This window comes from Micromonospora globosa (genome assembly GCF_000717585.1).
GTDB classification, from domain to species: domain Bacteria; phylum Actinomycetota; class Actinomycetes; order Mycobacteriales; family Micromonosporaceae; genus Micromonospora; species Micromonospora aurantiaca.
Window position 1 is genome coordinate 76,981 of record NZ_JNZR01000009.1, and the last position, 23,775, is coordinate 100,755.

Sequence of the window (23,775 nt, forward strand, 5' to 3'; positions counted from 1 at the left end):
CGCTGGCCGTGACGATGCTCGCCCTGCTGGGGCTGGCCCCGGTCATCGCCGGAGGGCTGACCCCGACCGTCGCCCGGGCGGACAACCCGATCGTGCAGACGATCTACACGGCCGACCCGGCCCCGCTGGTCCACGACGGCCGCGTCTACCTCTACACCGGCCACGACGAGGACAACTCGACCTGGTTCACCATGAAGGAGTGGCGGGTCTTCTCGTCCGACGACATGGTGAACTGGACCGACCACGGGTCGCCGCTCAGCCTCGCCACGTTCAGCTGGGCCAAGCAGGACGCGTGGGCCGGCCAGGCGGTCCAGCGCAACGGCAAGTTCTACTGGTACGTGCCGATGGTCGTCCGGGCGACCGGCCAGATGGGCATCGGGGTGGCGGTGGCGGACAGCCCCACCGGGCCGTTCCGTGACGCCATCGGGCGTCCGCTGGTGAGCAACGGCGAGATCGACCCGACGGTGTTCATCGACGACGACGGCCAGGCGTACCTGTACTGGGGCAACCCGCGACTGTGGTACGTGAAGCTGAACGCGGACATGACCTCGTACTCCGGCAGCCCCACCCAGATCCCGCTGACCACCGCGGGCTTCGGGGCGCGGACCGGTGACGCGAACCGGCCGACCCTCTACGAGGAGGGGCCGTGGGTGTACAAGCGCAACGGCCTCTACTACATGGCGTTCGCGGCCAAGTGCTGCTCGGAGTTCGTCGCCTACTCGACCGCGCCCGGGCCGCTGGGCCCGTGGACGTACCGCGGGACGATCATGCCGACCCAGGGCAGCAGCTTCACCAACCATCCCGGGATCATCGACTTCAAGGGCAACTCGTACTTCTTCTACCACAACGGCGCGTTGCCCGGCGGCGGCGGTTTCACCAGGTCGGTGGCGGTGGAGAAGTTCTCCTACGGCGCTGACGGCTCGATCCCCACGATCAACATGACCACCACCGGCGCCCCGCAGGTCGGCACCGTGAACCCGTACTCCCGGCAGGAGGCCGAGACGATGGCCTGGGGGCTGGGGGTCGAGACCGAGGCGTCCTCCCTGGGCGGGAGGAACGTCGGCTACATCGACAACGGGGACTACATCAAGGTCAAGGGCGTGGCCTTCGGCGCCGGCGCGACCAAGTTCACCGCCATGGTGGCCTCGGCCGGCAGCGGGGGGTCCATCGAGCTGCGCCTGGACAGCGTGACCGGCCCGCTGGTGGGCACCTGCCAGGTGACCCCCACCGGCGACTGGCAGACCTGGACCAACCCGAGCTGCCCGGTCAGCGGCGCCACCGGCACCCACGACCTCTACCTGCGGTTCACCGGCGGCAGCGGCTCGCTGTTCAACATCGACCACTGGTGGTTCACCTCCGGCCTCAGCGGCACCCCGCCGCCGGTCCCCCCGTCGACCCCGCCACCCTCCTCTCCCCCGCCGCCCAGCACGCCGCCGCCGACCGGCGACGCCTGCACCGCGACCTACCGCACCACCAACTCCTGGTCCGGCGGTTTCCAGGCCGAGGTGACGGTCACCGCGGGCGCCGCGGCGCTCAACGGCTGGTCGGTGCGGTGGAACCTCGCCGGTGGTCAGAGCATCAGCCAGGTCTGGAGCGGCACGCTGAGCACCAGCGGATCCACGGCGACCGTCCGCAACGCGGCGTACAACGGCTCCGTGCCCGCGTCCGGCTCGACCACGTTCGGCTTCATCGCCGACGGCTCACCGTCCACCCCGTCCCTGACCTGCACCAGCCCGTGAGAGGAGCGTTCATGCGTACCGGAGCGAGGAGATGGCTCACCGCGGGCGCCGCGCTGGCGCTGCTGGCCGCCGGCGTGCTGACGCCCGCCGGCCCGGCGGGCGCGGAGTCCAACGGCGGCACCCGGGTGATGCCGCTCGGTGACTCCATCACCGAGGGCACCCAGGTGCCGGGCGGTTACCGGATCGGCCTGTGGCAGCGGCTGGCCGGCGGCGGCTACCGGGTCGACCTGGTCGGCTCGCAGTTCAACGGGCCGGGCAACCTCGGCGACCACGACCACGAGGGCCACCCCGGCTGGCGCATCGACCAGATCGACGCCAACATCACCGGCTGGCTGAACGCCTACCAGCCGCGCACCGTGCTGCTGCACATCGGCACCAACGACATCCTGCAGAACTACAACGTCTCGACCGCGCCGAACCGGCTCTCCTCGCTCATCGACCGCATCACCACCACGGCGCCGAACGCGGACGTGTTCGTCGCGCAGATCATCCCGCTCGCCAACTCCGGCCAGGCGGCGGCGGTGCGCACGTTCAACGCCGCGCTGCCCGGCATCGTGCAGTCGAAGGTGAACGCCGGCAAGCGGGTCCACCTGGTCGACCAGCACTCGGCGCTGACCACCGCCGACCTGATCGACGGCATCCACCCGACCGCCACCGGCTACGACAAGATGGCAGCGGTCTGGTACCGCGCGTTGCAGTCGGTGTCAGGCAGCATCGGCACCCCCGGCAGCGGCGGCGGCACGTACCAGAACGTGCAGCTCGTCGGCGCCGGCTCGGGCCGGTGCCTGGACGTGCCGAACGGCAGCACCACGAACGGCACCGCGGTGCAGCTGTACGACTGCTGGGGCGGCACCATGCAGCGCTGGACCTACACCTCGGCCAAGCAGTTGCAGGTGCTTGGCAACAAGTGCCTCGACGCGAGTGGGCGGGGCACCGCGAACGGCACCAGCGTGATCATCTGGGACTGCAACGGCCAGCCCAACCAGCAGTGGAACCTCAACGCCAACGGCACGATCAGCGGCGTCCAGTCCGGGCGCTGCCTGGACGCGGCCGGCTACGGCACCGCCAACGGGACCAGGATCAACCTCTGGGACTGCCACGGCGGCACCAACCAGCAGTGGAGCGCACGCGCCTGACCGGCGTGCGACGGGCTCCCCGGCGGGCGCCGCCGGGGAGCCCGTCCGGGCGGCGCCGTCCGCATGACCAGCGGCGGACCCGGCGGGTACGTAGAGTGAGAGCCATGTCGAAGCCGCCGCTGCCCGAGCCCGCCGTCGCCATGCTGCGCAAGCCGAACCCGGCCGTCATCGCCACGCTGCGCGACGGCCAGCCGGTGTCCGCGGCCACCTGGTACCTGTGGGAGGACGGCCGCGTCCTGGTGAACATGGACGAGGGCCGCCGCCGGCTGGCGCACCTGCGCAGCGATCCCCGGGTCTCCCTGACCGTGCTGGACGAGGAGAACTGGTACACCCACGTCAGCCTCATCGGGCGCGTCGCCGAGTTGCGCGACGACGACGGCCTGGCGGACATCGACCGGATCTCGCAGCACTACACCGGGCGCCCCTACCCCCGGCGGGACCGCGCCCGGGTCAGCGCCTGGATCGAGATCGAGCGCTGGCACGGGTGGGGCGCGCACAAGGACAGCAGCCAGACCGGCTGACGCCGCCCCCACGATGTCCGACCCATGCGGAAGAGTGTCGGGCATGAGTGAGCCGTACGACCCGAAGGCAACGCTGCACCACTACCTGCGCGCGATCCGGGAGAATCTGATCTGGAAGCTCGACGGGCTGAGCGAACGTGAGGCCCGGCTTCCCCGCACCGCGACCGGCAACAACTTCCTGGGCCTGCTCAAGCACTGCCTGAACGTCGAGGCCGGCTACTTCGGGACCACGTTCGGCCGCCAGTTCCCCACCCCCGGGGAACTGGTTCCGGACGACGCGTTCGACGGCGACCCGCAGGCGGACTGGTACGCCCGGGCCGACGAGACAAAGGACGGGCTGATCGACCTGTACCGCCGCGTCGGGGCGTTCGCGGACGAGACGATCGAGACGCTGCCGCTGGACGCGCCGGGGCGGGTGCCGTGGTGGCAGCCGGGCCGGCAGGACGTGACACTGCACCATGTCATCGTGCACGTCTGCGTCGACCTGGCCCGGCACGCCGGGCACGCCGACGTCATGCGCGAGCAGCACGACGCGGCGATCGGGCTGGGGCGGGACAACCGGAACGTTCCCGAGGGCTACGACTGGCCGGCGTACGTCAGTAAGCTGTCGGCGCTCGCCGACCGGTTCGAGTAGCCGGCCCTTCCGGTATTCCGGCCGGAAGTTTCAACCACATTTCGGACAGCGGATCGACAGGACCAGCAGCATCGTGAAGCATCTATCCCATGAAGATCCGGCCCGCCGTCGCCCCGCCGGCCGCTGAGGACACCGGTCCCGCGCGGCCTCCCGCCGAGCCGCCCTCGGACGACCGCCCCTCGGACGACCGCCCCTCCGACGGCAGACGCCGGTGGCGGCCGAACCCGGAGTGGACGCTGGCGATCCTGGGCAGCCTGCTGCTGGCGGTGGTGCTGACCTGGCCGACGATGCGGCACCCGGCGACCACGATCCCCGGCGACCTCGGCGACCCGACGTTGCAGGCGTGGCAGGTCGCCTGGTCGGGGCACGCCCTGCTCAGCGACCCGGCCAACCTCTGGAACTCGAACACGTTCTACCCGGAGCGCTACACCTACGCCTACAGCGACACGCTGCTCGGGTACGCCCCGTTCGGGATGCTCGGCTCCGGCTTCGAGGCCGCTGTGATCCGCTACAACGTGCTCTACGTGCTGCTGCACGCGCTGGCGTTCCTCGGGGCGTACGCGCTGGCCCGGCAGCTCGGCGCCAACCGCTGGGGCGGTGCGGTCGCCGGGATCGCGTGGGCGTACGCGCCCTGGCGGCTGGCGCACTCCGGCCACCTGAACATCCTGTCCAGCGGCGGGATCGCGCTGGCGCTGGCGATGCTGGCGCGCGGCCACGGCTGGTCGCTGCGTCACGGATACCGGCCGGAGCGCCGCCGGCCCGGCTGGGCGGTGGCCGGGTGGCTCGTCGCGGCCTGGCAGGTGACGCTCGGCTTCGGCATCGGGCTGCCGCTCGTCTACTTCCTGCTGGCCGCCGTGCTGGTGGCGGCCGGCTGCTACGGCTGGTCCTGGTGGCGCAAGCGCGAGCGCCCCCCGTTCGGCCGGCGGCTGCTCGTCGCGGACCTGGCCGGCGGCGCCGTGTTCGGCACCGTGACGCTGCTGCTCGGTCTGGTCTACCTGCGCGTGGTCGACCTCAACCCGCAGGCCGTCCGCTCGCTGGACTGGACCAAGATGTTCTCCCCGCCGCTGATCGGGTTCGTCACCGCGCCGGGCGACTCGTGGCTGTGGGGGGAACGGCACGCCGCCGCCCGCGAGCAGCTGTCCTGGCCGCCGGAGATGGCGCTGCTACCCGGCATGACGCTGATCGGGCTGGCCGCGGCGGGGCTGTTCGTCTCGGCGTTCCCGGTGCGGCACCGGATCGCGCTGGGGCTCGGCGTGGCCGGCACCGTGCTGCTGGGCCTGGGCGCCACGCTCGGCGGGGACGGCGACCCCGGCTACCTGACGTTGTCCAACCTCCTGCCGGGCTGGGACGCGTTGCGTACCCCGGGCCGGATGATGCACTGGACCAGCCTGCTGCTCGCCGTGCTGGCGGCCGGGCTGGTGACGGCGCTGGCCGAGTCGTGGCGCCGGCCCGCGGCCGCACGCGTGTCCCGGGCCGCGGCGGCGCTGGTCCTGCTGGTGCCGCTCGCCCTGGTCACGCTGGAGGGCGTCAACCGCACGCCGCACCCGACCGTGCCGACGCCACCGGCCGCGATGCGGACCGCGCCGGAACCGATGCTGGTGCTGCCGGCCGGCGGGGTGGGCGATCTGAACTACATGCTGTGGTCCACCGACGGGTTCCCCCGGATCACCAACGGGCTCGGCGGCTTCGAGCCGGTCACCCAGGCCCAGACGCGGGTCGCCGTGGCGACGTTCCCCGACGCGGGCAGCGTGGCCTACCTGCGCGGGATCGGCGTGCGGTCGGTCGTCGCGGTGCCGAGCCGCGCGGCGGGGACGCCGTGGGAGGGCATCGAGAACCGGCCGGTCGACGGGCTGGGCATCACCCGGGAGGATGTCGATGGCACGCTTGTCTACCGCCTCTGACGGCATGGGCGCCGGATGCGTGTGTCCGGGCCGGGCGGGGTGAGCACCGTGCGGTTGTCGGTGGTGGTGCCCTGCTTCAACGAGGAAGCGTCGGTGGAGCGGCTGCACGAGATGCTCAGCGCCGCGCTCGCCGAGCTGACCGACGTGGACGTCGAGGTGGTGTACGTCGACGACGGCAGCGAGGACGGCACGCTGGCGGCGCTGCGCCGGCTCGCCGCGGCCGACCCGGCCGTCTGCTACACGTCGCTGAGCCGCAACTTCGGCAAGGAGGCGGCCATGCTCGCCGGCCTGCGCCGGGCCACCGGCGACGCGGTCGTCATCATGGACGCCGACCTGCAGCACCCGCCGCGGTTGCTGCCCGAGATGGTGATGCTCTACCGCCAGGGGTTCGACCAGGTGATCGCCCGCCGGGACCGCCGCGGTGACCGGTTCATCCGGATGGTCGCCTCGCGCTCCTTCTACCGCCTGGTCAACTGGTGGATAGACGTCCGCCTGCTCGACGGCGCCGGTGACTTCCGGCTGCTGTCCCGGCTCGCGGTGAACGCGATCCTGGCGATGCCGGAGTACAACCGCTTCTCCAAGGGCCTGTTCTCCTGGATCGGCTTCCGCACCGCCGTGGTGGCGCACCGCAACGAGACCCGGCAGGCCGGGCAGAGCCGCTGGACGTTCGGCAAGCTGTTCAACTACGCGTTCGACGGCCTGCTGTCGTTCAACAACCGGCCGCTGCGCCTGGCGATCTACGGCGGACTGTTCCTCACGCTCATCGCGGTGGGCTACATGGCCTGGGTGGTCGCCGACGCCGTGGAGAAGGGCATCGACGTGCCCGGCTACACCACCATCATCGTCAGCGTGATCGGGCTCGGCGGCATCCAGATGATGATTCTCGGGGTGATCGGCGAGTACATCGGCCGGATCTACTACGAGACGAAGCGCCGTCCGCACTATCTGGTGCAGGAGACCGAACGCGTCGTCGACACCCCCGGCCGGGCGTCCCGGATTCCGGAGCAGCGTACGGCCACCGGCGAATCGATGGCCGGCGAAACCGGCTGAGCAACCCCGATCGGTGGGCGCCGATAGGCGCAGAATCGTTCTCTTTTCGCAGGTGGCGGGCGGTTGCTATGGTCGCCCGCGACGCCGGAGACCGGCGCCGAGGAAAGGGTTGCGATGGGGCTGATGGACAAGCTCCGGGGCGAACTCATCGACATCATCGAGTGGCTGGACGACAGCCGCGACACGATGGTCTGGCGATTCCCCCGGTATCAGAACGAGATCAAGATGGGCGCCAAACTGGTCGTCCGGGAGTCCCAGACGGCGGTGTTCGTCAACGAGGGGAAGATCGCCGACGTCTTCGAACCCGGGACGTACACGCTGGAGACCCGCAACCTGCCGATCCTGTCCACGCTGAAGGGCTGGAAGTACGGCTTCAACTCGCCGTTCAAGGCCGAGGTGTACTTCGTCAACACCCGGCAGTTCACCGACATGAAGTGGGGCACCCAGAACCCGGTCATCCTGCGCGACGCCGAGTTCGGCGTCGTCCGGGTAAGGGCGTTCGGCGCCTTCGCGGCCCGCGTGGTGGACGCGTCGCGGCTGCTGCGGGAACTGGTCGGCACCGATCCGCAGTTCCGCACCGAGGAGGTGCAGGAATACCTGCGGCAGCTCATGGTGGGACGCCTCGGCGGCGCGCTCGCCACGGCCGGCGTGCCGCTGCTGGACCTCGCCGCGCACCAGGACGCGATCGGCCGGCGGCTGGCCGCCGTGCTGACCGAGGAACTGGCCGAGGTCGGAATCGCGATCCCCAAGTTCGTCATCGAGAACGTGTCGGTGCCGCCGGAGGTCGAGCAGGCGCTGGACAAGCGGACCAGCATGGGCGCGGTCGGCGACCTGGACCGGTACACCCGTTTCCAGGCCGCGAACGCGATGGAGGCCGCGGCGAACAACCCGGGTGGCGAGGCGGGCGCGGGCATCGGCCTGGGCCTCGGCATGGCGATGGGCCAGCAGATGGCCCGGTCGATGGGCGGTGGCGCGGCCACGCACCCGGCCCAGCCCGCCGCCACGCAGCCGGCCGCCGCCGAGCCGCCGCCGCTGCCGGGCCAGGCCCAGTGGTACGTCGGCGTCGGCGGCCAGCGGCAGGGCCCGTACGACCTCGGCGTGCTGGCCGAGCAGGCGAACGCGGGCGCGCTCGGGGCGGACACGCTCGTCTGGCGTACCGGGATGGCGCAGTGGCAGCCCGCCGGGCAGGTGCCCGAGCTGGCGTCGGTGCTCGCCAGCGTCCCGCCGCCGCTGCCGCCGCAATGAGCGACACGGCTGTCTCGCCGCCCTCCTACCAGTGCGGGGGGTGCGGCGCCCGGGTGGAGTTCGCGCCCGGCACGACCGCGCTGAGCTGCCCGTACTGCGGGCACCGGCAGGAGATCGCCGGCGCCGGCCGGGAGGTGCGTGAGCACGCGTACGCGGAACTGGCGTCGCTGCCCCGCAAGCCGGTGGCGAGCGTCGGGGCGCACACGTTCGTCTGCCCGGGCTGCGGCGCCCGGACGGAGAGCGACGCGCTGGCGCAGCGCTGCCAGTTCTGCGCGGCTCCCCTGGTGGCCGACGCCGGGGCGGGCGAGCTGATCGCGCCGGAGGCGGTGCTGCCGTTCGCCGTGGACCGCAACGGTGTGCGGACGGCCCTGGGCCAGTGGTGCCGCAGCCGCTGGTTCGCGCCCGGGAGCCTGAAGAAGATCAGCGAGGCGGAGACGCTCAAGGGCACGTACCTGCCGCACTGGACGTTCGACGCGCGGACCGTGTCGGACTACCAGGGTCAGCGGGGCGAGCACTACTACGTCACCGAGACGTACACGGTGACAGTCGACGGCAGGCAGGAGACGCGGACCCGGCAGGTGCGGCACACCCGGTGGCATCCGGCCGCCGGCACCGTACGCCGGGACTTCGACGACGTGCTGGTGCCGGCCACCACCCACCTGCCCACCGAGCAGTTGGACAAGCTGGCGCCGTGGCCGCTGACCGAGGCGGCCGCGTACCACGGCGACTACCTGGCCGGATATCAGGCGCTGCGGTACGACACCGAGCCCGAGGCGGGCCTGACCGAGGCGAAGGCGCGGATGGCGCCGGTCATCGAGGGGGACTGCCGGTCGGACATCGGCGGTGACGAGCAGCGGGTGTCCGCCGTGGACACCACGTACTCCGACGTGTCGTACAAGCTGATCCTGCTGCCGGTGTGGATCGCCGCGTACCTGCACGCGGGCCGGTCGTACCAGGTTCTGGTGAACGCGCGGACCGGTGAGGTCATCGGCGAACGTCCCTACAGCACGGCGAAGATCGTGGCGGCGGTGCTGGCCGCGCTGGCGCTCGTCGCGCTCGTGGTGGCGTACGCGATGAGCCGCTGACGCGCACGGGCCACCGGTGTGCCGCACCGGTGGCCCGTGCGCATCGCGCGAGGTGACTGCCCGAGCGGCCGATGTGCCGCCGCGCGGGTCCACAGCAGAGTGAGGGCATCACCACCATCGGCCGGGCGGCGACGGAGGGAAGCCCCGATGGACTCACTGCGGAAGACCTCGCTGGTCGCTGGCGGCGCCTATCTGCTCACCTTCGTCTCGATCCCCACCGTGGCCCTGTACGCCCCGGTCCGCGAGTCGGACTACGTCCTCGGCACCACCTCGCAGGCTCCGGTCGTCCTCGGCGGCGTCCTGGAGATGATCGTCGCGCTCGCCTGCATCGGCACCTCCGTCGCGCTGTACCCGGTGCTCGCGCGCCAGGGTCCGGCCCGGGCGCTGGGCTTCGTCGGCGCCCGGGTACTCGAAGCCGCAGGCATCCTCGTCGGCGTCGCGAGCATCCTGACGCTCGTCGCGCTGCGGCAGTCCGACGCCGGGCCGGACGCGCTCGTCACCGGCCGCGCGCTCGTCGCGTTCTACGACTCGGTCTTCCTGCTCAGCCAGGGTTTCCTGCCCGCCGTGAACGCGCTGCTGCTGGGCACCCTGCTCTACCAGTCCCGCCTCGTGCCGCGCGTGCTGCCGGTGCTCGGGCTCGTCGGCGCGCCACTGCTCGTCGCCTCCGACCTGGGCACCCTGTTCGGCGCGTGGGACCGGCTGTCAGCGGTGGCGGCGGTCGCCGCGCTCCCCATCGCGGTGTGGGAGTTCTCGCTCGGCGTCTACCTGGTCGTCAAGGGCTTCCGGCCCTCCCCCGTGACGGACGGCGCGGTCGAGCCCCGTCCGGTCCAGGACGCCGCCGTCTGAGCCGGGTCAGGCCCGCGCGCCGCCGTCGACCCGCAGCACCGTACCGGTGACGAAGGAGGCGCGGTCGCTGAGCAGCCAGGCGGCGGCCTGGGCGATCTCGTCCGGTTCGGCGGCCCGGCGCAACGGGCTGGCGGCCGCGAGCCGGTCGATGATGCCGGGCGACTCCGCGTCCCAGGAGCGCATCATCTCGGTGAGCGTGCTGCCCGGGGCGATCGCGTTGACGCGGATGCCCTCCGGCCCGTAGGTGATCGCCGCGGACTCGGTGAGGCTGTTCACCGCGCGCTTCATCGCCCCGTACGCGGGCAGTGCGGGGTTGCCCATCAGGCTGCCGACGCTGGAGTTGTTGACGATCGCGCCGGTGCCCGCCGTGGCCCGGATCGCGGCGACCTCGGCGACCAGGGCGAGCCACGGTCCCTTGAGGTTGACGGTGTAGACGTGGTCGAAGTCGTCTTCGCGTACCCGGTCCATCGGTCCGGGCGGCACGATCGTCGCGCCGTTGTTGAAGGCGACGTCGAGGCGGCCGTACACCTCGACCGTGCGGTCGACGGCGGCGCGCACGCTGGCCGCGTCGGCCAGGTCGCAGACCACGTACTCGGCGGTGCCGCCGGCGGCCCGGACCTGCTCGGTGACCGCCTTCAACTGTTCCTCGGTCCGGGCGGCGAGCAGCACCCGGGCGCCCTCGGCGGCGAACAGCCGGGCCGCCGCGGCGCCGATGCCGCGCCCGGCGCCGGTGATGAAGGCGACCTTGCCGGCCAGCAGGCCGACGGTCGGGTGGACGATCGTGTCGGTTCGTGTGGTGTCCATGCCGGCAAGCCTGCGTCCGGTCGCGGAGCCCATCCAGGTACCGCCGGTACCTGGATACGCGCCGCCGCACGAGGGCACACTGGGGTCGTGGACCGACGTGAGCTGGCAGTGTTCCTGCGCAGCAGGCGGGAGCGGATCACCCCGGCCGACGTGGGCCTGCCCGCCGGACGGCGTCGCCGCACCCCGGGACTGCGCCGCGAGGAGGCGGCGCGGCTGGCGTTCATCTCCACCGAGTACTACACCCGGCTGGAGCAGGGCCGGGGTCCGCGTCCGTCGCGGGAGGTGCTGGCCGGGCTGGCCCGCGCGCTGCGGCTGTCCGACGCCGAACGCGACCACCTCCACCACCTGGCCGGGGCGCCGCCCGCGCCGCCGTCCGGGCCACCCCGGGAGGTGCGGCAGAGCGTGCTGGACCTGCTGCACCGGCTGCCGCAGGCGGCGGCGTTCGTGACCTCGGCGGCGTTCGAGGTGATCGCCTGGAACGACCTCGCGGCGGCGCTCATGGAGGACTTCTCCGCAGTGCCCCGGCGGGACCGCAACCTGGTCCGCCGGGCGTTCCTCGGCCCGCACCTGCACGGCGCGGGGCTGTACGACGTGTCGGACGTGGGCGAGTTCGCCCGCCACTCGGTCGGGCGGTTGCGTGCCGCGGCGGCCCGCTATCCGGACGACCCGGAGATGGCCGCGCTGATCGCGGAGCTGCTCGCCGGGAGCGAGGAGTTCGCCCGCCTGTGGGCCTCCCACGAGGTGGGCGGCGCGCGGACGCTGTGCAAGACGTTCCGGCACCCGCTGGTCGGGCCGGTGACTGTCAACTGCGACGTCCTCGACATCACCGACCGCGACCAGCAGGTGGTCATCTACACCGCCACACCTGGCTCACCGTCGGAGGAGGCGCTGCGGCTGCTCTCCGTGATCGGCACCCAGCGGATGACTGTCGAGCGCTGAGCCGGCGCTCTCGGTGGAACGCCATGGGTGTCCGCGCTCCCGTTCGGCACCCATGACGTTCCACTCGCGGTGGGTCAGCAGCCGATCCGGGTGAAGCCCATCGCCACGTCGTCGTACCAGAGGGTGTCGGCGCCGCCACCGTAGCTCTCCCAGCCCAGCTTCAGGTCGGTGAGCTGCGGTCGCCAGGTGCGGCTGTACCACTGGCCGTCGATGTCGTGCGTCGGCACGCCGTCGGCGGTCAGCCCGGCCACGGCGACACCGTCCAGCCAGGTACGCAACTGGCCGGCGGAGCCGTCCACCATGAACTCCAGGCAGGCCCAGCGGTTGGTGGGCAGCGGCACGCTCTGCGCCACCCCGGCCGGGCTCTGCTCGGGCAGCGTGGCGTCGTCGGAGGCACGGTTCCACTGGAGCGCGCCGTTCTGGCCGCCCAGCCGCAGGTCGCGGTTGCCGTCGGCGGCGTCGGACATGGTGATCATCGTGGTGTGGTCGGTGGGCTGGGCGGTGGTGTGCCGGACCCAGATCCGGGCGTACCTGACGCTGCCCAGGCCGCTGAGGTTCTTCGTGGTCCGGACGAACACGTGATTGCAGTACCCGGCGGCACCGTTGATGCGTATCGCGCGGCTGCCGCTGTGCGTGGTGGTCGTGTCGATGGAGGCCGTGCCGGCGCCGGAACAGTCCGGGCTCACCACGCTCCAGTCACCCGACGGCGTCGAGCCGGTCTGGTTCTCGAAGCCGTCGCACAGCACCGCCCCCGCACACCCGCTGGGCGGCGGCGTGGTCGGCGGCGGCGTCGTGGGAGGTGGCGTCGTGGGCGGCGGGGTGGTCGGTGGAGCAGTCGTGGGTGGGGCGGTGGTCGGCACCGCCGTGGTGGGCGGCGGCGTGGTCGGGCCGGTGCCGTTGCACGGTACGCCGTTCAGGCTGAACCCGGTCGGCGCGCCGCCGGCGGTGCTGTACGTGCCCTGCACGCCGAACTCGGTCGAGCCGCCGGCCGGGATGCTGCCGTTGTACGACATGTTGCGGGCGGTCACCGTCGACCCGGACTGGCTCACAGTGGCGTTCCAGCCGTTCGTGACGCGCTCGTCCCCGGCGTACGTCCAGGTGACCGTCCAACTGGAGACGGCGGTGTCACCCGGTGACACCTTGATGTTCGCGGTGAACCCGCCGGGCCACTGGTTGGGTGTGTAGTCGACCCGGCAGCCCTGTGCGGCTGCGGCCGGGCCGGTGAGCAGGGCCGTACCGGCCGCGGTGACGGCGGCCAGCGCGGCGACGGCCGCCACGAGCGGGGCGGGGCGGGCACGGAGAATCGTCATGGGAAGTCCTTCGGCGTCGGACAGGGCGCAGCGGCGCGCGTCGTCGTCGGACGCGGCGGTGCGCGAGGATGCGGCGCGGCGGTGCGCCACGGTGAGTGGTCGATGCGTACGACCGATGTGCCCGGCTCGAAAGGCGGCCCGGTCAGCCGCCGGGGTCCGGTCTGCGGACCTCGGCGGCGCCCGAGCCCAATCTATTTACCGTCGCCTATCCAATCAAGGTCTCCGCCCGCGCGGATGCCCGTCATCCCGGATCGGCGCCCACGCCGCTCAGCAGCGGTTGCCAGCCGTCGCGGTAGCGCACACCGCCGGGTCGCAGCCGGACCCGGTCGTGCGGCGTACCGGGGACCGGCTCGATCCGGATCACCTGTGGCCGGTCCACCACGACGCAGACCTCCTCCCCCGGCCACCACCAGCCGCAGGAGCGGGCCAGGTCGGCCCAGGTGTCCAGGTGTCCGGCCTCGTCCGGCCCGTACCGGGCGAGGCCGAGCCGGCGCAGCACGTCGTAGTAGGCGATCCAGGACGCGTCCTGCTGCCCGTACCAGCACACGGGCACCGGGCCGTCGCCCGCGAGCGCCGCACGCACCGGCAGGTAGAACCCGTGCGCGAGGCTGCGGTGCAGCGCCGCGCGTACCCCCTGGTGCAGGACGACGGCGAGCGGTACGCCGCCGTCGAACGCCCGCTGCGGCGCCAGCTCGGGCCACGGCTCCTTGGCCTTGCCCCTGCGTGCTGGTGACAGCTCGGGATCGGTGTGCACGACGCCCGCGCTGAGCGCGCCCCGGAGCTGGGAGACGACCATGGCGATGTCGCTCGCCAGCAGCGGTGTCCGGGGCGGCCGTACCGCCCGGATGCGCTCGTGGAGCCGGTCGAGGGTGGGCCAGCCGCTGACCAGAGGCAGTGCCTTCGCCGGCGAGTCGACCCATTCGAAGCGGGGTCGCGGCCGCGACGCCCTCGCGTAGACGGCGGTCAGGCAGCGCTCGGCGGTGGGCTTGTCGGCCGGCTGTGTGGACAGGGCGTGGTCGAGCCATTCCTGGCGGATCCGGACCGCCTGCTGCCACAGGTCGTGCGGGGTCTTCGCGGCGTCGTCGCGCCGCGTGGGGGCGCTCATCGCGCCGGGGCGTCGCCGCCCTTCCGGTAGGAGATCATGGAACGACTCTGACCCATGTCGCGGCACCGCTCAAGCGAATTCCGTACCGTGGCCGCATCCGCAGTGCCCGGCCAGGAGAGAAGGGAACACCGCTGCCCGTGGACAGTGACCGCTTGACCCGACCCCCTGTCATCACCGCGCAGATGCTCATCCGCCGGCCCGCCGCCGAGGTCTTCGAGGCGTTCGCCGACCCGGCGGTTACCACGAGGTTCTGGTTCACCAGGAGCAGCGGCCGGCTGGAACCCGGCGCCGTCGTCACCTGGGACTGGGAGATGTACGGCGTCTCCACCGTCGTCACCGTCAAGGACGTGGAGGAGAACCGCCGCATCCTGGCCGAGTGGGATCCGGAGTCCCCCACCCAGGTCGAGTGGCGGTTCCTGCCGGGTGAGGACGACACCACGCTGGTCCGGATCACCGAGACCGGCTTCGCCGGCACCGCCGACCAGGCAGTGAGCAGGGCGATCGACTCGATGGGCGGGTTCACCATGGTCCTCTGCGCCTGCAAGGCGCTGCTGGAGCAGGGTGTGCTGCTGAACGCTGTCGGCGACGCCCACCCGGCCGGATTCGAGGACTGACCGCGGCTGCGGTGGGCGGGCCGGGGCCCACCCACCGCAGGCCGGTCTAGCTGCCGAGCGTGGCCTTCGCCGCGTCGATGGCGTCGAGCAGCCGTTCCTGGTGCTCGAAGCCGTCGTCGTCGGCCACAGGGCTCGCCCCGCATTCACGCTGCCGCGCGTGCAGCAGCGTCTCGTCCACCGGAGTCACCGGGAAGGCCAGCGGGTCGAGGTCGGGTGCCCCGTCCGCGTCCTCGACGACGAGCCACTTGTTCGCCTCGTCGTAGCGGACCACACCGGCGGCGATTCCCCTGGTCCACTGGTCGAAGAGGACGGCCAGGCTGGGGGCGGCCCGGACCGACTCCCAGGCGTCCTCCCCGACCGGGTAGCGCCAGATCTCCCCCTCGTGCTCGCCCGCGAGGACGAACGTGTAGAGCAGGAAGTCGAAGTGGAACAGCGGTAGTTGCTGCCGCCAGGGGAACGGCGTGCCGATCGACAGCCCCAGGTAGTCGAGCGCGTCCCCACCGTCCGGCCACGGCATCCGCCATCCGCCGTTCGGGAGCAACCGCGCGTCCGGCCAGCGCTGCGACTGCAACCAGGCCAGCTGATCCGCGACGTGGTCCACGTCGAAGATCCGGCGCACCCGGTCCGGCGGCGGCCCGGCCGGCGACTCGCCCGAATCGGGCCAGTCGAGGCCGGCGGCAGTCGCCGCGACGCGGTACTCCCGCACCGCTTCGCGCAGTACGCGCATGTCGTCGAGCATCAGGAGGCTCCTCGGCTCACGGTGCCACGGGCGTCATGCACAGGCTAGCCCCGCCGCCGCTGAGCTTGAAGGCGAAGCTCGGGCCGCCGGCCTCGACCCACGGCTTCACCGGCAGCACGACGAACTTGGTCTTGTCGCTCACCTTGCACTTGCCGTAGAACGCGTTGATGTCGTTGGCCTGCGGAAGCGACTCGGCTGTCGACACCAGCTTCAGGCTGGCGACCTGGCCGGTCAGGTCGACCGCCTGGTCGGTCGACCAGAACGGGAACTCGTCGCAGGTCTGCCCGGGAACCCGTACGTCGCACGCGTTCGGTTTGAACGCCGCGGTGCCGAACCAGCCGCGGCTGTGGCCCTTGGCGCGCGCCGCCTGCCCGCCGACGCTTCGCGCCGGGTAGAACCACACCGCCCGGGTCGGCGGCTGCGGATATCCGCCGTCGCCCATGGCGGCCACGATGTGCTTGCCGGTCTCGGTCATGTCGGCGCCCTTGTAGTTCTTGGCCCCGGGTACGTAGACGATGATGTCGTCGTCGCATCCGGCCTTGCCCTGGGTGCCGCGCTGCGCCGTACATGCCTGGTCGATGATCCGCTTGAGGCGCGCGTCCTCCGTGGAGTCCCAGGCGAAGGGCAGGTTGCGCTGGTTCGCCACCAGCTTCGTCGTCTTGATGACCTCGGCGTAGACCTTCAGGCTGTTGTACCACTCGCCCTCGTCCAGGCCCCAGTTGTCGAACTGCTCGAAGTCGACGTCGTGCGAGATCGGGTACTCGATGAGCCCGTTGACGCCGATGGTGCCGGGGAAGAGGATGGCGAGCAGCGTGCCCAGCGCGGCCCCGAGGCCGAGGCCGCCGAGGCCGACGACCCACCACGAGATGCTGGCGGCAGCTACCGGGGCGACCGCGGCCGCCGCGGCCGTCTCCGCGACGGGAGCGATGAGCGTCGCGCAGGCGCCACTGCTCAGACACCAGGCGATCGGCACCACAGCCGCCTGCAACAGCAGCGGCCGGGGCTGCGTGTCGTCGATCGACGAGATGACCGGACCGCGGCCGGAGGGAGCGATGGCGAACAGCGTGCGGGTGAGGTCGTCTGCACAGTCGACGAGCTTCTCGCCGGACGGTGGCAGGACGGCGTCGAGGCAGCTGGTGTCGGCTGCCCGGTAACAGCCGAGGAAGATCTGCGTGGCGCCGGAGGGCACCGGCACACTCGCACGCGAGCTGGCCGCGATGTAGATGTCACCACCGGCGCCCGCGCATTGCGACGCTTCACTGGCGGTGGTCTGCGTGACCGCCGGCGACAGCTCGTCCACGTGGATCATCGTGGTGAAGTCGCCGGCGAGTTCCCGCACCACAGTGCCGTCGGCGCTCAGCGCCTCCACCCGGAAGGCGTACGGCGTGTACTCCTCGAGCGGCTCGATCGGGAGCTTGATGACGCTGTCCGCCGTACACGGGCTGGCCACGTTGCCGTTGCCGTCCTCGCAGAGCTGGTCTCGCTCGAAGTGGTCGTAGATCTCGCCGTCGAGGTAGGCGCGGTAGCTCGCCTCGGTGGCCGGGTTCGGGTGCCAGCTGGCCATGGCGCCGCCCTCGTCCGGGTCCAGGGTCAGGCCGGCGTCCACGTCGGGCGGCGGCGGCAGGGCGTCGGTCGTGAACGACGTCGTGGCGGGCGTCTTCGACCGGTTGCCGGCCAGGTCGACGGCGACCACGGAGACCGTGTGGTTGCTGGACGGCTGGAGTCCGGTGATCGAGTACGAGCGGGTGCCGACCGTGGTCCGGTGCGGGGTGCCCCCGTCGACGGTGACCTCGTATCCGGCGAGACCGTAGTTGTCGGTCGCGGCACCCCAGGTCACCTTGGCGCCGGTGGCCGTGATCGTGCCGACCGCCAGGTTCGGAACGTTGCTCGGCGGGATCAGGTCCAGCACGGTGATGTCGCGCAGGATCCGTGCGTAGCGGCCGGGTTCGCGCTGGGCACGGGTGCAGACCTTCACCGGACCCAGTCGCGGTGGGCGCATGCTGGCGGTCCAGGAGGCCGACCAGTCCGTGACGCCCTCCGGCGGCGGGCCGTAGGTGAAGCTGGTCGAGGTGGTCTTCTCGACCGAGACGTCCACCATCGTGGCCTGCTTGTGCACGTAGCCGCTGACGGCGATCCTGCCGTTCGCGTCGACCGCGACCTCCGACCCGGCTGCCGGTCCTTCGAGGCGGATGGACGCGTGGTTGACGTCGTCCGGCACGGACGGGTCGGCGCATGCCGGCAGTTGCGCCTCGGTGACGACCTGGGCGGATGCCGGCTGGCTGATCATGCTGAGCGGGAGGAGGATCGCGACGGCGAATGCCGTCATGCGTATGGACCGACTGAAATAGCGATGACGTCTGTAGCCTGACATGCCGCCCCGTCTCACTGAGATTGGTCGATGACGAGCGGAGCCTGTCACGGCGATCTATATTCGAGATACTTTGTCGTCTACGCTCGCCGGACGACCCGAGCGGTCGGCAGAATCGATCACCCGGATCGGGACGACAACGTGAGGAACGGGTTCCCCCGGACGAGCCGCGACGCCGGCCCGGAGGGCACTGTCGACAATTCGGCGGCGTAATCCCTGACCAGCGCCGGCAGCCGGTAGCGGGCAGCACCGTCCCGGGCGACCAGGTGCGCATCGACCAGGCCTTCCATGGCCCGCCTGATCCGTTCGGTGGACTCGCCGAGTTGCGCCGCGGCACGGTCCACCGCCGCCGGAGCCTCCGGGCAGGCGGCGAGAAGCTCGAACAGCCGGCCGGCCACCTCGTCCTCCGAGGCGACGACCGCGACGGCGGCGGCCAGGCTCGCTCGCACGGACAGGTCGTCGTAACTCAGCAGATCCAGCGTGCTCCCTCCCGCTGTGAGTTCGCCGACCAGCGCGGCCACCGGCATCCCCGGCCACGTCGCCAGTCTCGAGCCGGCGACCCGCAGCGCCAGCACCGATCCGGCACACAGGCCGATCAGCTCGGCTGTCGCGCCCGGATCCGCGGCCAGCCGTTCCGGACCGGCGAGCGCGGCCAGCAGTTCCCGGGCGCCGGGTTCGGCCAACGGCGACAGGGCGACCCGCCGTACACCGTCGAGGTTGCCCAGAGCGCGCCGGGCCACGGCGATCAGGGCAGGACCGGGACTGGCGGGCAGTAGGGGCCGCACCTGGGCCGCGCTGGTGACGCCGTCGAGGACCAGCAGCAGCCGGCGTCCGGCGGTGAGCGAGCGCAGGCGCCCGGCGCGCTCGTCGGCGCTGTCGGGCATGTCGCCCGGCGCGACGCCGAGCGCGCGCAGCACCCGGGCCAGCAACTCCGCCGGGGTGACCGAGGCCCGGTACGCGACGTCGACGAAGATCTGCCCGTCGGTGAACTCACCGGCCACCGCGTGGGCCGCGTGTACGGCGAGCCCGGTCTTGCCGCTTCCCGGCGGGCCCGTGACGACCACGACAGCGGGTGCGCGGCCCGTCGCTCCCGTGCTGACCTCCCCCGCTTCCCTGGTGCGCCCGACGAAGGTGACCAGATCCGGTGGCAGCTCCCGGGGCACCGTCCGGCTGGTCTCGGCGGCGGGAGCCGGATCGGCGGTCGACGGTGCCGCGATCACCGGCGGCGGCCGGGTGTACGAGACGTCCGGCGCCCGTTCCAGGATCGCCCGGTGCAGGGCGGCCAGTTCCTCGCCCGGCTCGATGCCGAGGTGCTGGTCCAGCCGGGCGCGCGCGTCCCGGTAGGCGGCCAGTGCGGCCGGCACCTCACCGCAGCGGTACAGCGCGAGCATCAGCTGCCCCCACGCCCGTTCCCGCAACGGGTACGCGGCCAGATGCTCACGCAGCCCGGGTAGCAGCTCGGCATGCCGGCCGACCGCCAGGCGGGCATCGGTCAGCACCTCGAACACCTGAAGCCGCTGCTCCTCCAGGCTCGCCCAGCGGTTGTCGAGCGTGGTGCCGGTCGGCAGCCCTTCGCCCGCCGCGCCGCGCCACAACGCGAGCGCGGCGTCGAGCGCGGGAACGGCGTCGAGCGCATACCCCCTGACCAGTGCCGTACGGCCGTTCTCCGCCAGCCGGTGGAACTCCGTGACATCCAGCTCGTCGGGCTGCATCCGCAGCTCGTACGCGTTCGGACGCGTCACCAGCCGGTCGCCCACCATCCGGCGCAGCGCCGCCGCGTGCGAACGCAGGTTGGCCGTCGCCGAAGGCGGGGGGACGTCGGACCAGACCATGGCGGCCAGCCGGTCCAGGGACACCGACCGGTTCGCCGCCAGCGCGAGCCCGGCGAGCACGGCCCGCCGCTTTCCCGGTCCCGGCGCGACGCGCCGGCCGCCGACCCGCAGCTCGACAGGGCCCAGAAGCCGAATGTCCAATTGCATCCCGTCGCTCCCCCGTCGAACTCCGAGGCCGCCCACAGTAGGCGGCCCCGCAGATCAGGACAAGGCATTTCGATAAGGGCCAAATGTGACGGGAATCAATGCAAGTAGCGGTGTGTCGACGTAACGGAAACACCGCAGAAAACGCCCGACTAGATCATGACGGCGACGAGCCACCGGCTCGTCGAGCGGTCAGGCGCCGGCCATCGGTGCCGGCGCGAACATGGGCGGCGCCGGATCGGCTGCCCGGATCGCGGCCACGAGCTGTGCCAGTTGCGGGTAGCCCCCGGCCGCGCGGAGAAGGTGATCCGCCTCGGCGTGGTTCCCGAGATACGACTCGGCGGCCGCACGCAGAAGAAGCGCGACGGCGCAGAGGTCGCGCGGCTCGGCGCCGGGACGGACGTCGAGAAGCAGCGATCGCGCATCCTCGGGCCGCTGGTCGAGCAGGTGAGCCAGGCTCATCACGATCCGGGCGGACAACGCTCGCGGCTGCGTCCGGACGGCGATCCGGGCGAGTTCCGAGATCTCCCGCACCTCCCGGCGTTCCACCGGCGCGCCGGTCACCACCGCGGCGTACAGGTACCACATTCCGAACTGGAGGCTCAGCATCTGGCCGATCGCCGCGGCGGCCGCGGGATCGGTGCCGCCCGCGCGAGCCAGCGCCGCGAGCCGCTCGGCCTCCTCGACCAGATCCGCCGACTGCGTGTGTCCCGCGCTCAATCTCTGCTGGTAGGCAGCGAGGGCCAGGAGCGGATCGCTGCCGTCGCGGGCCTGAATCCCGACCCGGTGGACGTCACCACCCGCTCGGGCGACCGCCCGCAGCGCCCTGACCACCTCCTCCTGGTAGTAGCCGGCCCGCAGCCCTTCACGGGCGGCTGCCGGAGACCGGAGCCAGCGGAGCAGGTTGTGGCCGTCGCTGTGGGTCGAACGCCCCGGAACGAGGTTGGTCAGGCCGAGCAGCGCCCCGACGAACGCGGCGCCGAGCAGCGTCAACCGCGTCAACGCCGTACCGGTGGACGCCGACGCGACGACGAGTGCCGTCGCGGCGCACAGGTTGGCCAGCGGGCCACCGAGATAGAACAGCACCATCCGCAGCGGTAAGGCCGTCATCGACGGCGACGGCCGGACCGACACCTCGTTGCGCCAGCCGTTGAAGGGCGCGATACGGACCGCGATGACCGGCAGGCGCAGCAGCTTCGCCACGACGAGGTGACCGCACTCGTGCAGGACGAGGTGCAGCCACAACGACACGCAGGTGAGGCCGGCGGCGACGATCGCATCCATCACCGACTCGGTGACGAGCAGCGCGAACGCCGTCGCCTCCACCGCCAGGAGGAGTGACACGGCGACCAGCCGACGGCGGACCTTCACCAGGAGATGGTACGGCCGGACAGACGGCGGCAGTGGGACACGCGCGCGCTCACGCCCGGCACAACCACGACCCGGCGGTACGGCCGTAAAGCCCCGACCCGGGCCGGATCAACTGTTGACGCCGGATGACACGCTTGCGCCGATGGATGCGTTCGTCTCACAGTTGCCCGCGCTGCTCGGTGTCGTCGTCGGCGCCCTCGGTACGGGTCTGGTGACCTTTTTGTCCACCAGGAGTCAGTGGAAGCGTGGTCAATCCGTACGGTGGGACGAACGACGACTGGAGGCGTACGGCGAGTTCGCGCAGGTCCTCAAGGAGATCCAGGCGATCTCACTGCGGGTCCTGGCCGCGGCGGACGGCGACAAGTACCGCTCAGGGCTGGACAAGGCCGCGGCACTGCCCCGGCTCGCCGACGCGGACATCAGGCACACCCTCGCGTGGGAACGCCTGTTGCTGCTCGGGGATGCCGCCACAGTCGCCGCCGCGCAGGACTGGCGCGAGGCGGTCTGGCAGCTGGAGCACCGGGCCCGCGAGGTCGGGGAGACCACCGAGCCGCTGACCGACGTCTACCAGCAGGCCAACGCGTGCCGTGATCGCTTCTATGACGCGGCTCGGCGCGGCCTGGGCGTGAGCGGCGGATCAGTCGCCCAGTCCGACCGCCTGCAGCAGCGCCTCGCATCCCCTGAGAACCACCAGCCCGCGTCCTCCGGCAGCTGATTCTGGACTTCGTACCCTCTCCGGCGCGATGAGTTCACGCGCCCCGGCCGGTCTGACCTGGTGTATCCGATCGGATGCGGGAAACCGGCAGACCACCAGGAGGGACGAGAACCATGACCGTCGTCGACACCACTCCCCCGCCCGTCGCGCGCGGGTTGCACCGGACGCTGTGGGCACTGCAAGTCTTCCTCGGGGTCTTCCTCATCGTCGCCTCCGCCGGCCCCAAGCTGTTCGGCGAGACGAACGCGGTCCAGACCTTCGAGGACATGGGCGCCGCGCCCTGGTTCCGTTATCTCGTCGGCCTGCTGGAACTGGCCGGTGGCATCGGGCTGCTCGTGCCTCGGCTGGCCGGCCTGGCCGCCGTCGGGCTCGCGCTGCTCATGGTCGGCGCCGCCGTCACCCAGGCGTTCATCCTGCACGGCGGCGCGCTGGTGCTCACGCCCGTGGTGCTGTTCGCGCTGTTCGTGTTCATCGCGCGGGGCCGCCGCCACTCGATCCGCCGGCTCCTCGAGCGCTGAGCGGGGGTGCGCCGGCCGGCCCGTCAGGGCGTCCAGCGCACCCCCGGGTTCACCCGCCCGGACCAGTCGAAGACGGCCATGTTGTCCCACTGGTTCCCGGTGCCGTTGATGTTCGCCGGATCCCAGCCGTTGCCGCTGACGGCGTACCAGGTCGGTTCCCAGTAGAAGACACCGATCGCGCCGGCGTTGCGGGCGGTGTTCTGGACCCAGTCGAACTCCTGGGCCTGCCCGGCCCAGGTCGCGCCGATGCCGTCGCAGGTCGCGTCGCCGATGGCGTTCGGCTCGCCGTCCGCGTTGTCCCGGGTGAAGGGGTACGCGGTCTCCACGATCACCACCGGCTTCCCGTAGCGGTTCCGCAGGTCGACGATGTTGTTGTAGAGGTTCGCCAGGCTGCCGTGCCACATGCAGTAGTACGACAGGGCGGTCATGTCCCACTGCACGCCCTGGGCACGGATGCCGTCGTAGAACCACCGCGCGTTGGCGTTGCTGTCGGCGTTCGCGGTGTGGATCATCACGGGGATGCCGCCGCCGCAGGCCTTCACCGCGTTGTAGCCCTGCTTCAGCAGGCCGGCCAGCGGGGCGAAGTCGTTGTTGACGACCTTTCCCTCGTTCCACAGTATCCCGACGTTGATCTCGTTGCCGATCTGCACGCTGTCCGGCAGGGTGCCCTGCCCGCGCAGGGCGGCGCAGACGTCGTAGGTGAACGCGTACACGTCGTTGCGCAACTGGCTCAGGCTGTGCCCGGCCCAGGCCGCGGGCTTGTACTGCTTGCCGGGGTCGGCCCAGGTGTCGGAGTAGTGGAAGTCGATCAGCACCTTGAGGCCCTTGGCCTTCGCCACGCGCGCCTGGGCCAGCACCCTGCTCTTGTTGTTGTAGCCGCTGGCCGGGTTGTTCCACACGCGCAGCCGGACGTAGTTGAGGCCGACGGACCTGAGGATGTCCAGCGGGTCGCGCGCCACCCCGCCTGCGTCGTAGTACTTCGCGCCCAGATCCAGGCTGCGCTGCAACGAGGAGACGTCGGCGCCCCGCATGCTGAGCGTGTTCGCGGCGGCGACGGGCGCGGGCGTACCCCCGAATGTGGTGGTGACGGCGAGGGCGACGGCCGTGACGGCCCCGGCGAGGGCGCGGCGGCGGTGGAGTGTGCTCACGAGACTTCCTC

21 protein-coding genes are annotated in these 23,775 nt (G+C 71.8%); 13 read left to right on the top strand and 8 right to left on the bottom strand.

The annotated features are described in order from the left end of the window. Positions 1-14 precede the first annotated feature (14 nt). From IF06_RS0111485 to IF06_RS0111525, 9 genes are all read left to right on the top strand, one after another. Positions 15-1,739: a family 43 glycosylhydrolase gene (locus tag IF06_RS0111485; protein WP_052166162.1), complete on the top strand. Its 1,725-nt coding sequence runs from the start codon at positions 15-17 to the stop codon at positions 1,737-1,739. Between the two features lie 11 nt (positions 1,740-1,750). Next, positions 1,751-2,875: an RICIN domain-containing protein gene (locus IF06_RS0111490; RefSeq protein WP_013474637.1), complete on the top strand. Its 1,125-nt coding sequence runs from the start codon at positions 1,751-1,753 to the stop codon at positions 2,873-2,875. Positions 2,876-2,979: 104 nt separating this feature from the next. Further along, the gene (locus tag IF06_RS0111495; protein ID WP_013285135.1) at positions 2,980-3,396 is read left to right on the top strand and encodes a PPOX class F420-dependent oxidoreductase; all 417 of its coding nucleotides are present in this window, start codon (positions 2,980-2,982) and stop codon (positions 3,394-3,396) included. A gap of 43 nt (positions 3,397-3,439) precedes the next feature. Next, positions 3,440-4,030, top strand: a complete 591-nt coding sequence (locus tag IF06_RS0111500) for a DinB family protein (protein WP_030270860.1) — start codon at positions 3,440-3,442, stop codon at positions 4,028-4,030. A gap of 89 nt (positions 4,031-4,119) precedes the next feature. After that, positions 4,120-5,931: a hypothetical protein gene (locus tag IF06_RS0111505; RefSeq protein WP_030270862.1), complete on the top strand. Its 1,812-nt coding sequence runs from the start codon at positions 4,120-4,122 to the stop codon at positions 5,929-5,931. A 15-nt stretch (positions 5,932-5,946) separates the two neighbouring features. Further along, positions 5,947-6,981, top strand: a complete 1,035-nt coding sequence (locus IF06_RS0111510; RefSeq protein ID WP_013285132.1) for a glycosyltransferase family 2 protein — start codon at positions 5,947-5,949, stop codon at positions 6,979-6,981. A gap of 114 nt (positions 6,982-7,095) precedes the next feature. Then, a complete protein-coding gene (locus tag IF06_RS0111515) occupies positions 7,096-8,226 on the top strand; it encodes an SPFH domain-containing protein (RefSeq protein WP_030270864.1) in 1,131 nt (376 codons plus the stop codon). A gap of 53 nt (positions 8,227-8,279) precedes the next feature. Then, positions 8,280-9,311, top strand: coding sequence for a hypothetical protein (locus tag IF06_RS0111520; RefSeq protein ID WP_232236662.1), 1,032 nt, complete (start codon positions 8,280-8,282; stop codon positions 9,309-9,311). Between the two features lie 147 nt (positions 9,312-9,458). After that, positions 9,459-10,157 (top strand): DUF4386 domain-containing protein, encoded by a 699-nt coding sequence (locus IF06_RS0111525; RefSeq protein WP_030270868.1) that lies wholly within the window; start codon positions 9,459-9,461, stop codon positions 10,155-10,157. Between the two features lie 6 nt (positions 10,158-10,163). On the opposite strand, the gene IF06_RS0111530 is transcribed toward IF06_RS0111525, so the two are convergent. Next, complete coding sequence (locus IF06_RS0111530; RefSeq protein WP_030270869.1) at positions 10,164-10,961, bottom strand: SDR family NAD(P)-dependent oxidoreductase; 798 nt, start codon at positions 10,959-10,961, stop codon at positions 10,164-10,166. 87 nt (positions 10,962-11,048) lie between these two features. On the opposite strand from IF06_RS0111530, the gene IF06_RS0111535 reads away from it, so the two are divergent. Next, positions 11,049-11,900: a helix-turn-helix transcriptional regulator gene (locus IF06_RS0111535; RefSeq protein ID WP_030270871.1), complete on the top strand. Its 852-nt coding sequence runs from the start codon at positions 11,049-11,051 to the stop codon at positions 11,898-11,900. A 74-nt stretch (positions 11,901-11,974) separates the two neighbouring features. Here IF06_RS0111535 and IF06_RS32825 read toward each other — a convergent pair whose 3' ends face one another. Both IF06_RS32825 and IF06_RS0111545 read right to left on the bottom strand, forming a co-directional pair. Then, the gene (locus IF06_RS32825; protein WP_030270873.1) at positions 11,975-13,210 is read right to left on the bottom strand and encodes a cellulose-binding domain-containing protein; all 1,236 of its coding nucleotides are present in this window, start codon (positions 13,208-13,210) and stop codon (positions 11,975-11,977) included. A gap of 241 nt (positions 13,211-13,451) precedes the next feature. After that, entirely contained in the window at positions 13,452-14,315 is an 864-nt protein-coding gene (locus tag IF06_RS0111545) for a DUF6745 domain-containing protein (RefSeq protein ID WP_013474629.1), read from the bottom strand. 152 nt (positions 14,316-14,467) lie between these two features. On the opposite strand from IF06_RS0111545, the gene IF06_RS0111550 reads away from it, so the two are divergent. Continuing rightward, positions 14,468-14,929, top strand: a complete 462-nt coding sequence (locus tag IF06_RS0111550) for an SRPBCC family protein (protein ID WP_030270875.1) — start codon at positions 14,468-14,470, stop codon at positions 14,927-14,929. A gap of 46 nt (positions 14,930-14,975) precedes the next feature. Here the strand turns inward: IF06_RS0111550 and IF06_RS0111555 are convergent, their stop codons facing one another. The 4 genes from IF06_RS0111555 to IF06_RS0111570 all read right to left on the bottom strand — a co-directional run bounded on the left by IF06_RS0111555 (position 14,976) and on the right by IF06_RS0111570 (position 21,383). Then, positions 14,976-15,668, bottom strand: coding sequence for a hypothetical protein (locus IF06_RS0111555; protein WP_013285123.1), 693 nt, complete (start codon positions 15,666-15,668; stop codon positions 14,976-14,978). Between the two features lie 16 nt (positions 15,669-15,684). After that, positions 15,685-17,994: a fibronectin type III domain-containing protein gene (locus tag IF06_RS0111560; protein WP_232236663.1), complete on the bottom strand. Its 2,310-nt coding sequence runs from the start codon at positions 17,992-17,994 to the stop codon at positions 15,685-15,687. Positions 17,995-18,155: 161 nt separating this feature from the next. Continuing rightward, on the bottom strand, positions 18,156-20,015 hold the full coding sequence (locus tag IF06_RS0111565) for an AfsR/SARP family transcriptional regulator (RefSeq protein WP_030270880.1): 1,860 nt from the start codon (positions 20,013-20,015) through the stop codon (positions 18,156-18,158). A gap of 189 nt (positions 20,016-20,204) precedes the next feature. Next, positions 20,205-21,383: a hypothetical protein gene (locus tag IF06_RS0111570; RefSeq protein WP_030270882.1), complete on the bottom strand. Its 1,179-nt coding sequence runs from the start codon at positions 21,381-21,383 to the stop codon at positions 20,205-20,207. 142 nt (positions 21,384-21,525) lie between these two features. On the opposite strand from IF06_RS0111570, the gene IF06_RS0111575 reads away from it, so the two are divergent. Beyond that, the gene (locus tag IF06_RS0111575) at positions 21,526-22,098 is read left to right on the top strand and encodes a hypothetical protein (protein WP_013285119.1); all 573 of its coding nucleotides are present in this window, start codon (positions 21,526-21,528) and stop codon (positions 22,096-22,098) included. Between the two features lie 113 nt (positions 22,099-22,211). Then, positions 22,212-22,616: a DoxX family protein gene (locus tag IF06_RS0111580; protein ID WP_030270886.1), complete on the top strand. Its 405-nt coding sequence runs from the start codon at positions 22,212-22,214 to the stop codon at positions 22,614-22,616. A gap of 23 nt (positions 22,617-22,639) precedes the next feature. Here the strand turns inward: IF06_RS0111580 and IF06_RS0111585 are convergent, their stop codons facing one another. Then, positions 22,640-23,764, bottom strand: coding sequence for a glycoside hydrolase family 53 protein (locus tag IF06_RS0111585; protein ID WP_030270888.1), 1,125 nt, complete (start codon positions 23,762-23,764; stop codon positions 22,640-22,642). Between the last annotated feature and the right edge of the window lie 11 nt (positions 23,765-23,775).

What these genes read in the sequence shown, in the direction of transcription:
- IF06_RS0111505 (WP_030270862.1), top strand. Translation starts at nt 4,120, where the DNA reads ATGAAGATCCGGCCCGCCGTCGCCCCGCCGGCCGCTGAGGACACCGGT.
- IF06_RS0111525 (WP_030270868.1), top strand. Translation starts at nt 9,459, where the DNA reads ATGGACTCACTGCGGAAGACCTCGCTGGTCGCTGGCGGCGCCTATCTG.
- IF06_RS0111485 (WP_052166162.1), top strand. Translation starts at nt 15, where the DNA reads ATGCTCGCCCTGCTGGGGCTGGCCCCGGTCATCGCCGGAGGGCTGACC.
- IF06_RS0111500 (WP_030270860.1), top strand. Translation starts at nt 3,440, where the DNA reads ATGAGTGAGCCGTACGACCCGAAGGCAACGCTGCACCACTACCTGCGC.
- IF06_RS0111490 (WP_013474637.1), top strand. Translation starts at nt 1,751, where the DNA reads ATGCGTACCGGAGCGAGGAGATGGCTCACCGCGGGCGCCGCGCTGGCG.
- IF06_RS0111565 (WP_030270880.1), bottom strand. Translation starts at nt 20,015, where the DNA reads ATGCAATTGGACATTCGGCTTCTGGGCCCTGTCGAGCTGCGGGTCGGC.
- IF06_RS0111495 (WP_013285135.1), top strand. Translation starts at nt 2,980, where the DNA reads ATGTCGAAGCCGCCGCTGCCCGAGCCCGCCGTCGCCATGCTGCGCAAG.
- IF06_RS0111580 (WP_030270886.1), top strand. Translation starts at nt 22,212, where the DNA reads ATGACCGTCGTCGACACCACTCCCCCGCCCGTCGCGCGCGGGTTGCAC.
- IF06_RS0111545 (WP_013474629.1), bottom strand. Translation starts at nt 14,315, where the DNA reads ATGAGCGCCCCCACGCGGCGCGACGACGCCGCGAAGACCCCGCACGAC.
- IF06_RS0111510 (WP_013285132.1), top strand. Translation starts at nt 5,947, where the DNA reads ATGCGTGTGTCCGGGCCGGGCGGGGTGAGCACCGTGCGGTTGTCGGTG.
- IF06_RS0111575 (WP_013285119.1), top strand. Translation starts at nt 21,526, where the DNA reads ATGGATGCGTTCGTCTCACAGTTGCCCGCGCTGCTCGGTGTCGTCGTC.
- IF06_RS0111560 (WP_232236663.1), bottom strand. Translation starts at nt 17,994, where the DNA reads ATGACGGCATTCGCCGTCGCGATCCTCCTCCCGCTCAGCATGATCAGC.
- IF06_RS0111555 (WP_013285123.1), bottom strand. Translation starts at nt 15,668, where the DNA reads ATGCTCGACGACATGCGCGTACTGCGCGAAGCGGTGCGGGAGTACCGC.
- IF06_RS0111515 (WP_030270864.1), top strand. Translation starts at nt 7,096, where the DNA reads ATGGGGCTGATGGACAAGCTCCGGGGCGAACTCATCGACATCATCGAG.
- IF06_RS0111530 (WP_030270869.1), bottom strand. Translation starts at nt 10,961, where the DNA reads ATGGACACCACACGAACCGACACGATCGTCCACCCGACCGTCGGCCTG.
- IF06_RS32825 (WP_030270873.1), bottom strand. Translation starts at nt 13,210, where the DNA reads ATGACGATTCTCCGTGCCCGCCCCGCCCCGCTCGTGGCGGCCGTCGCC.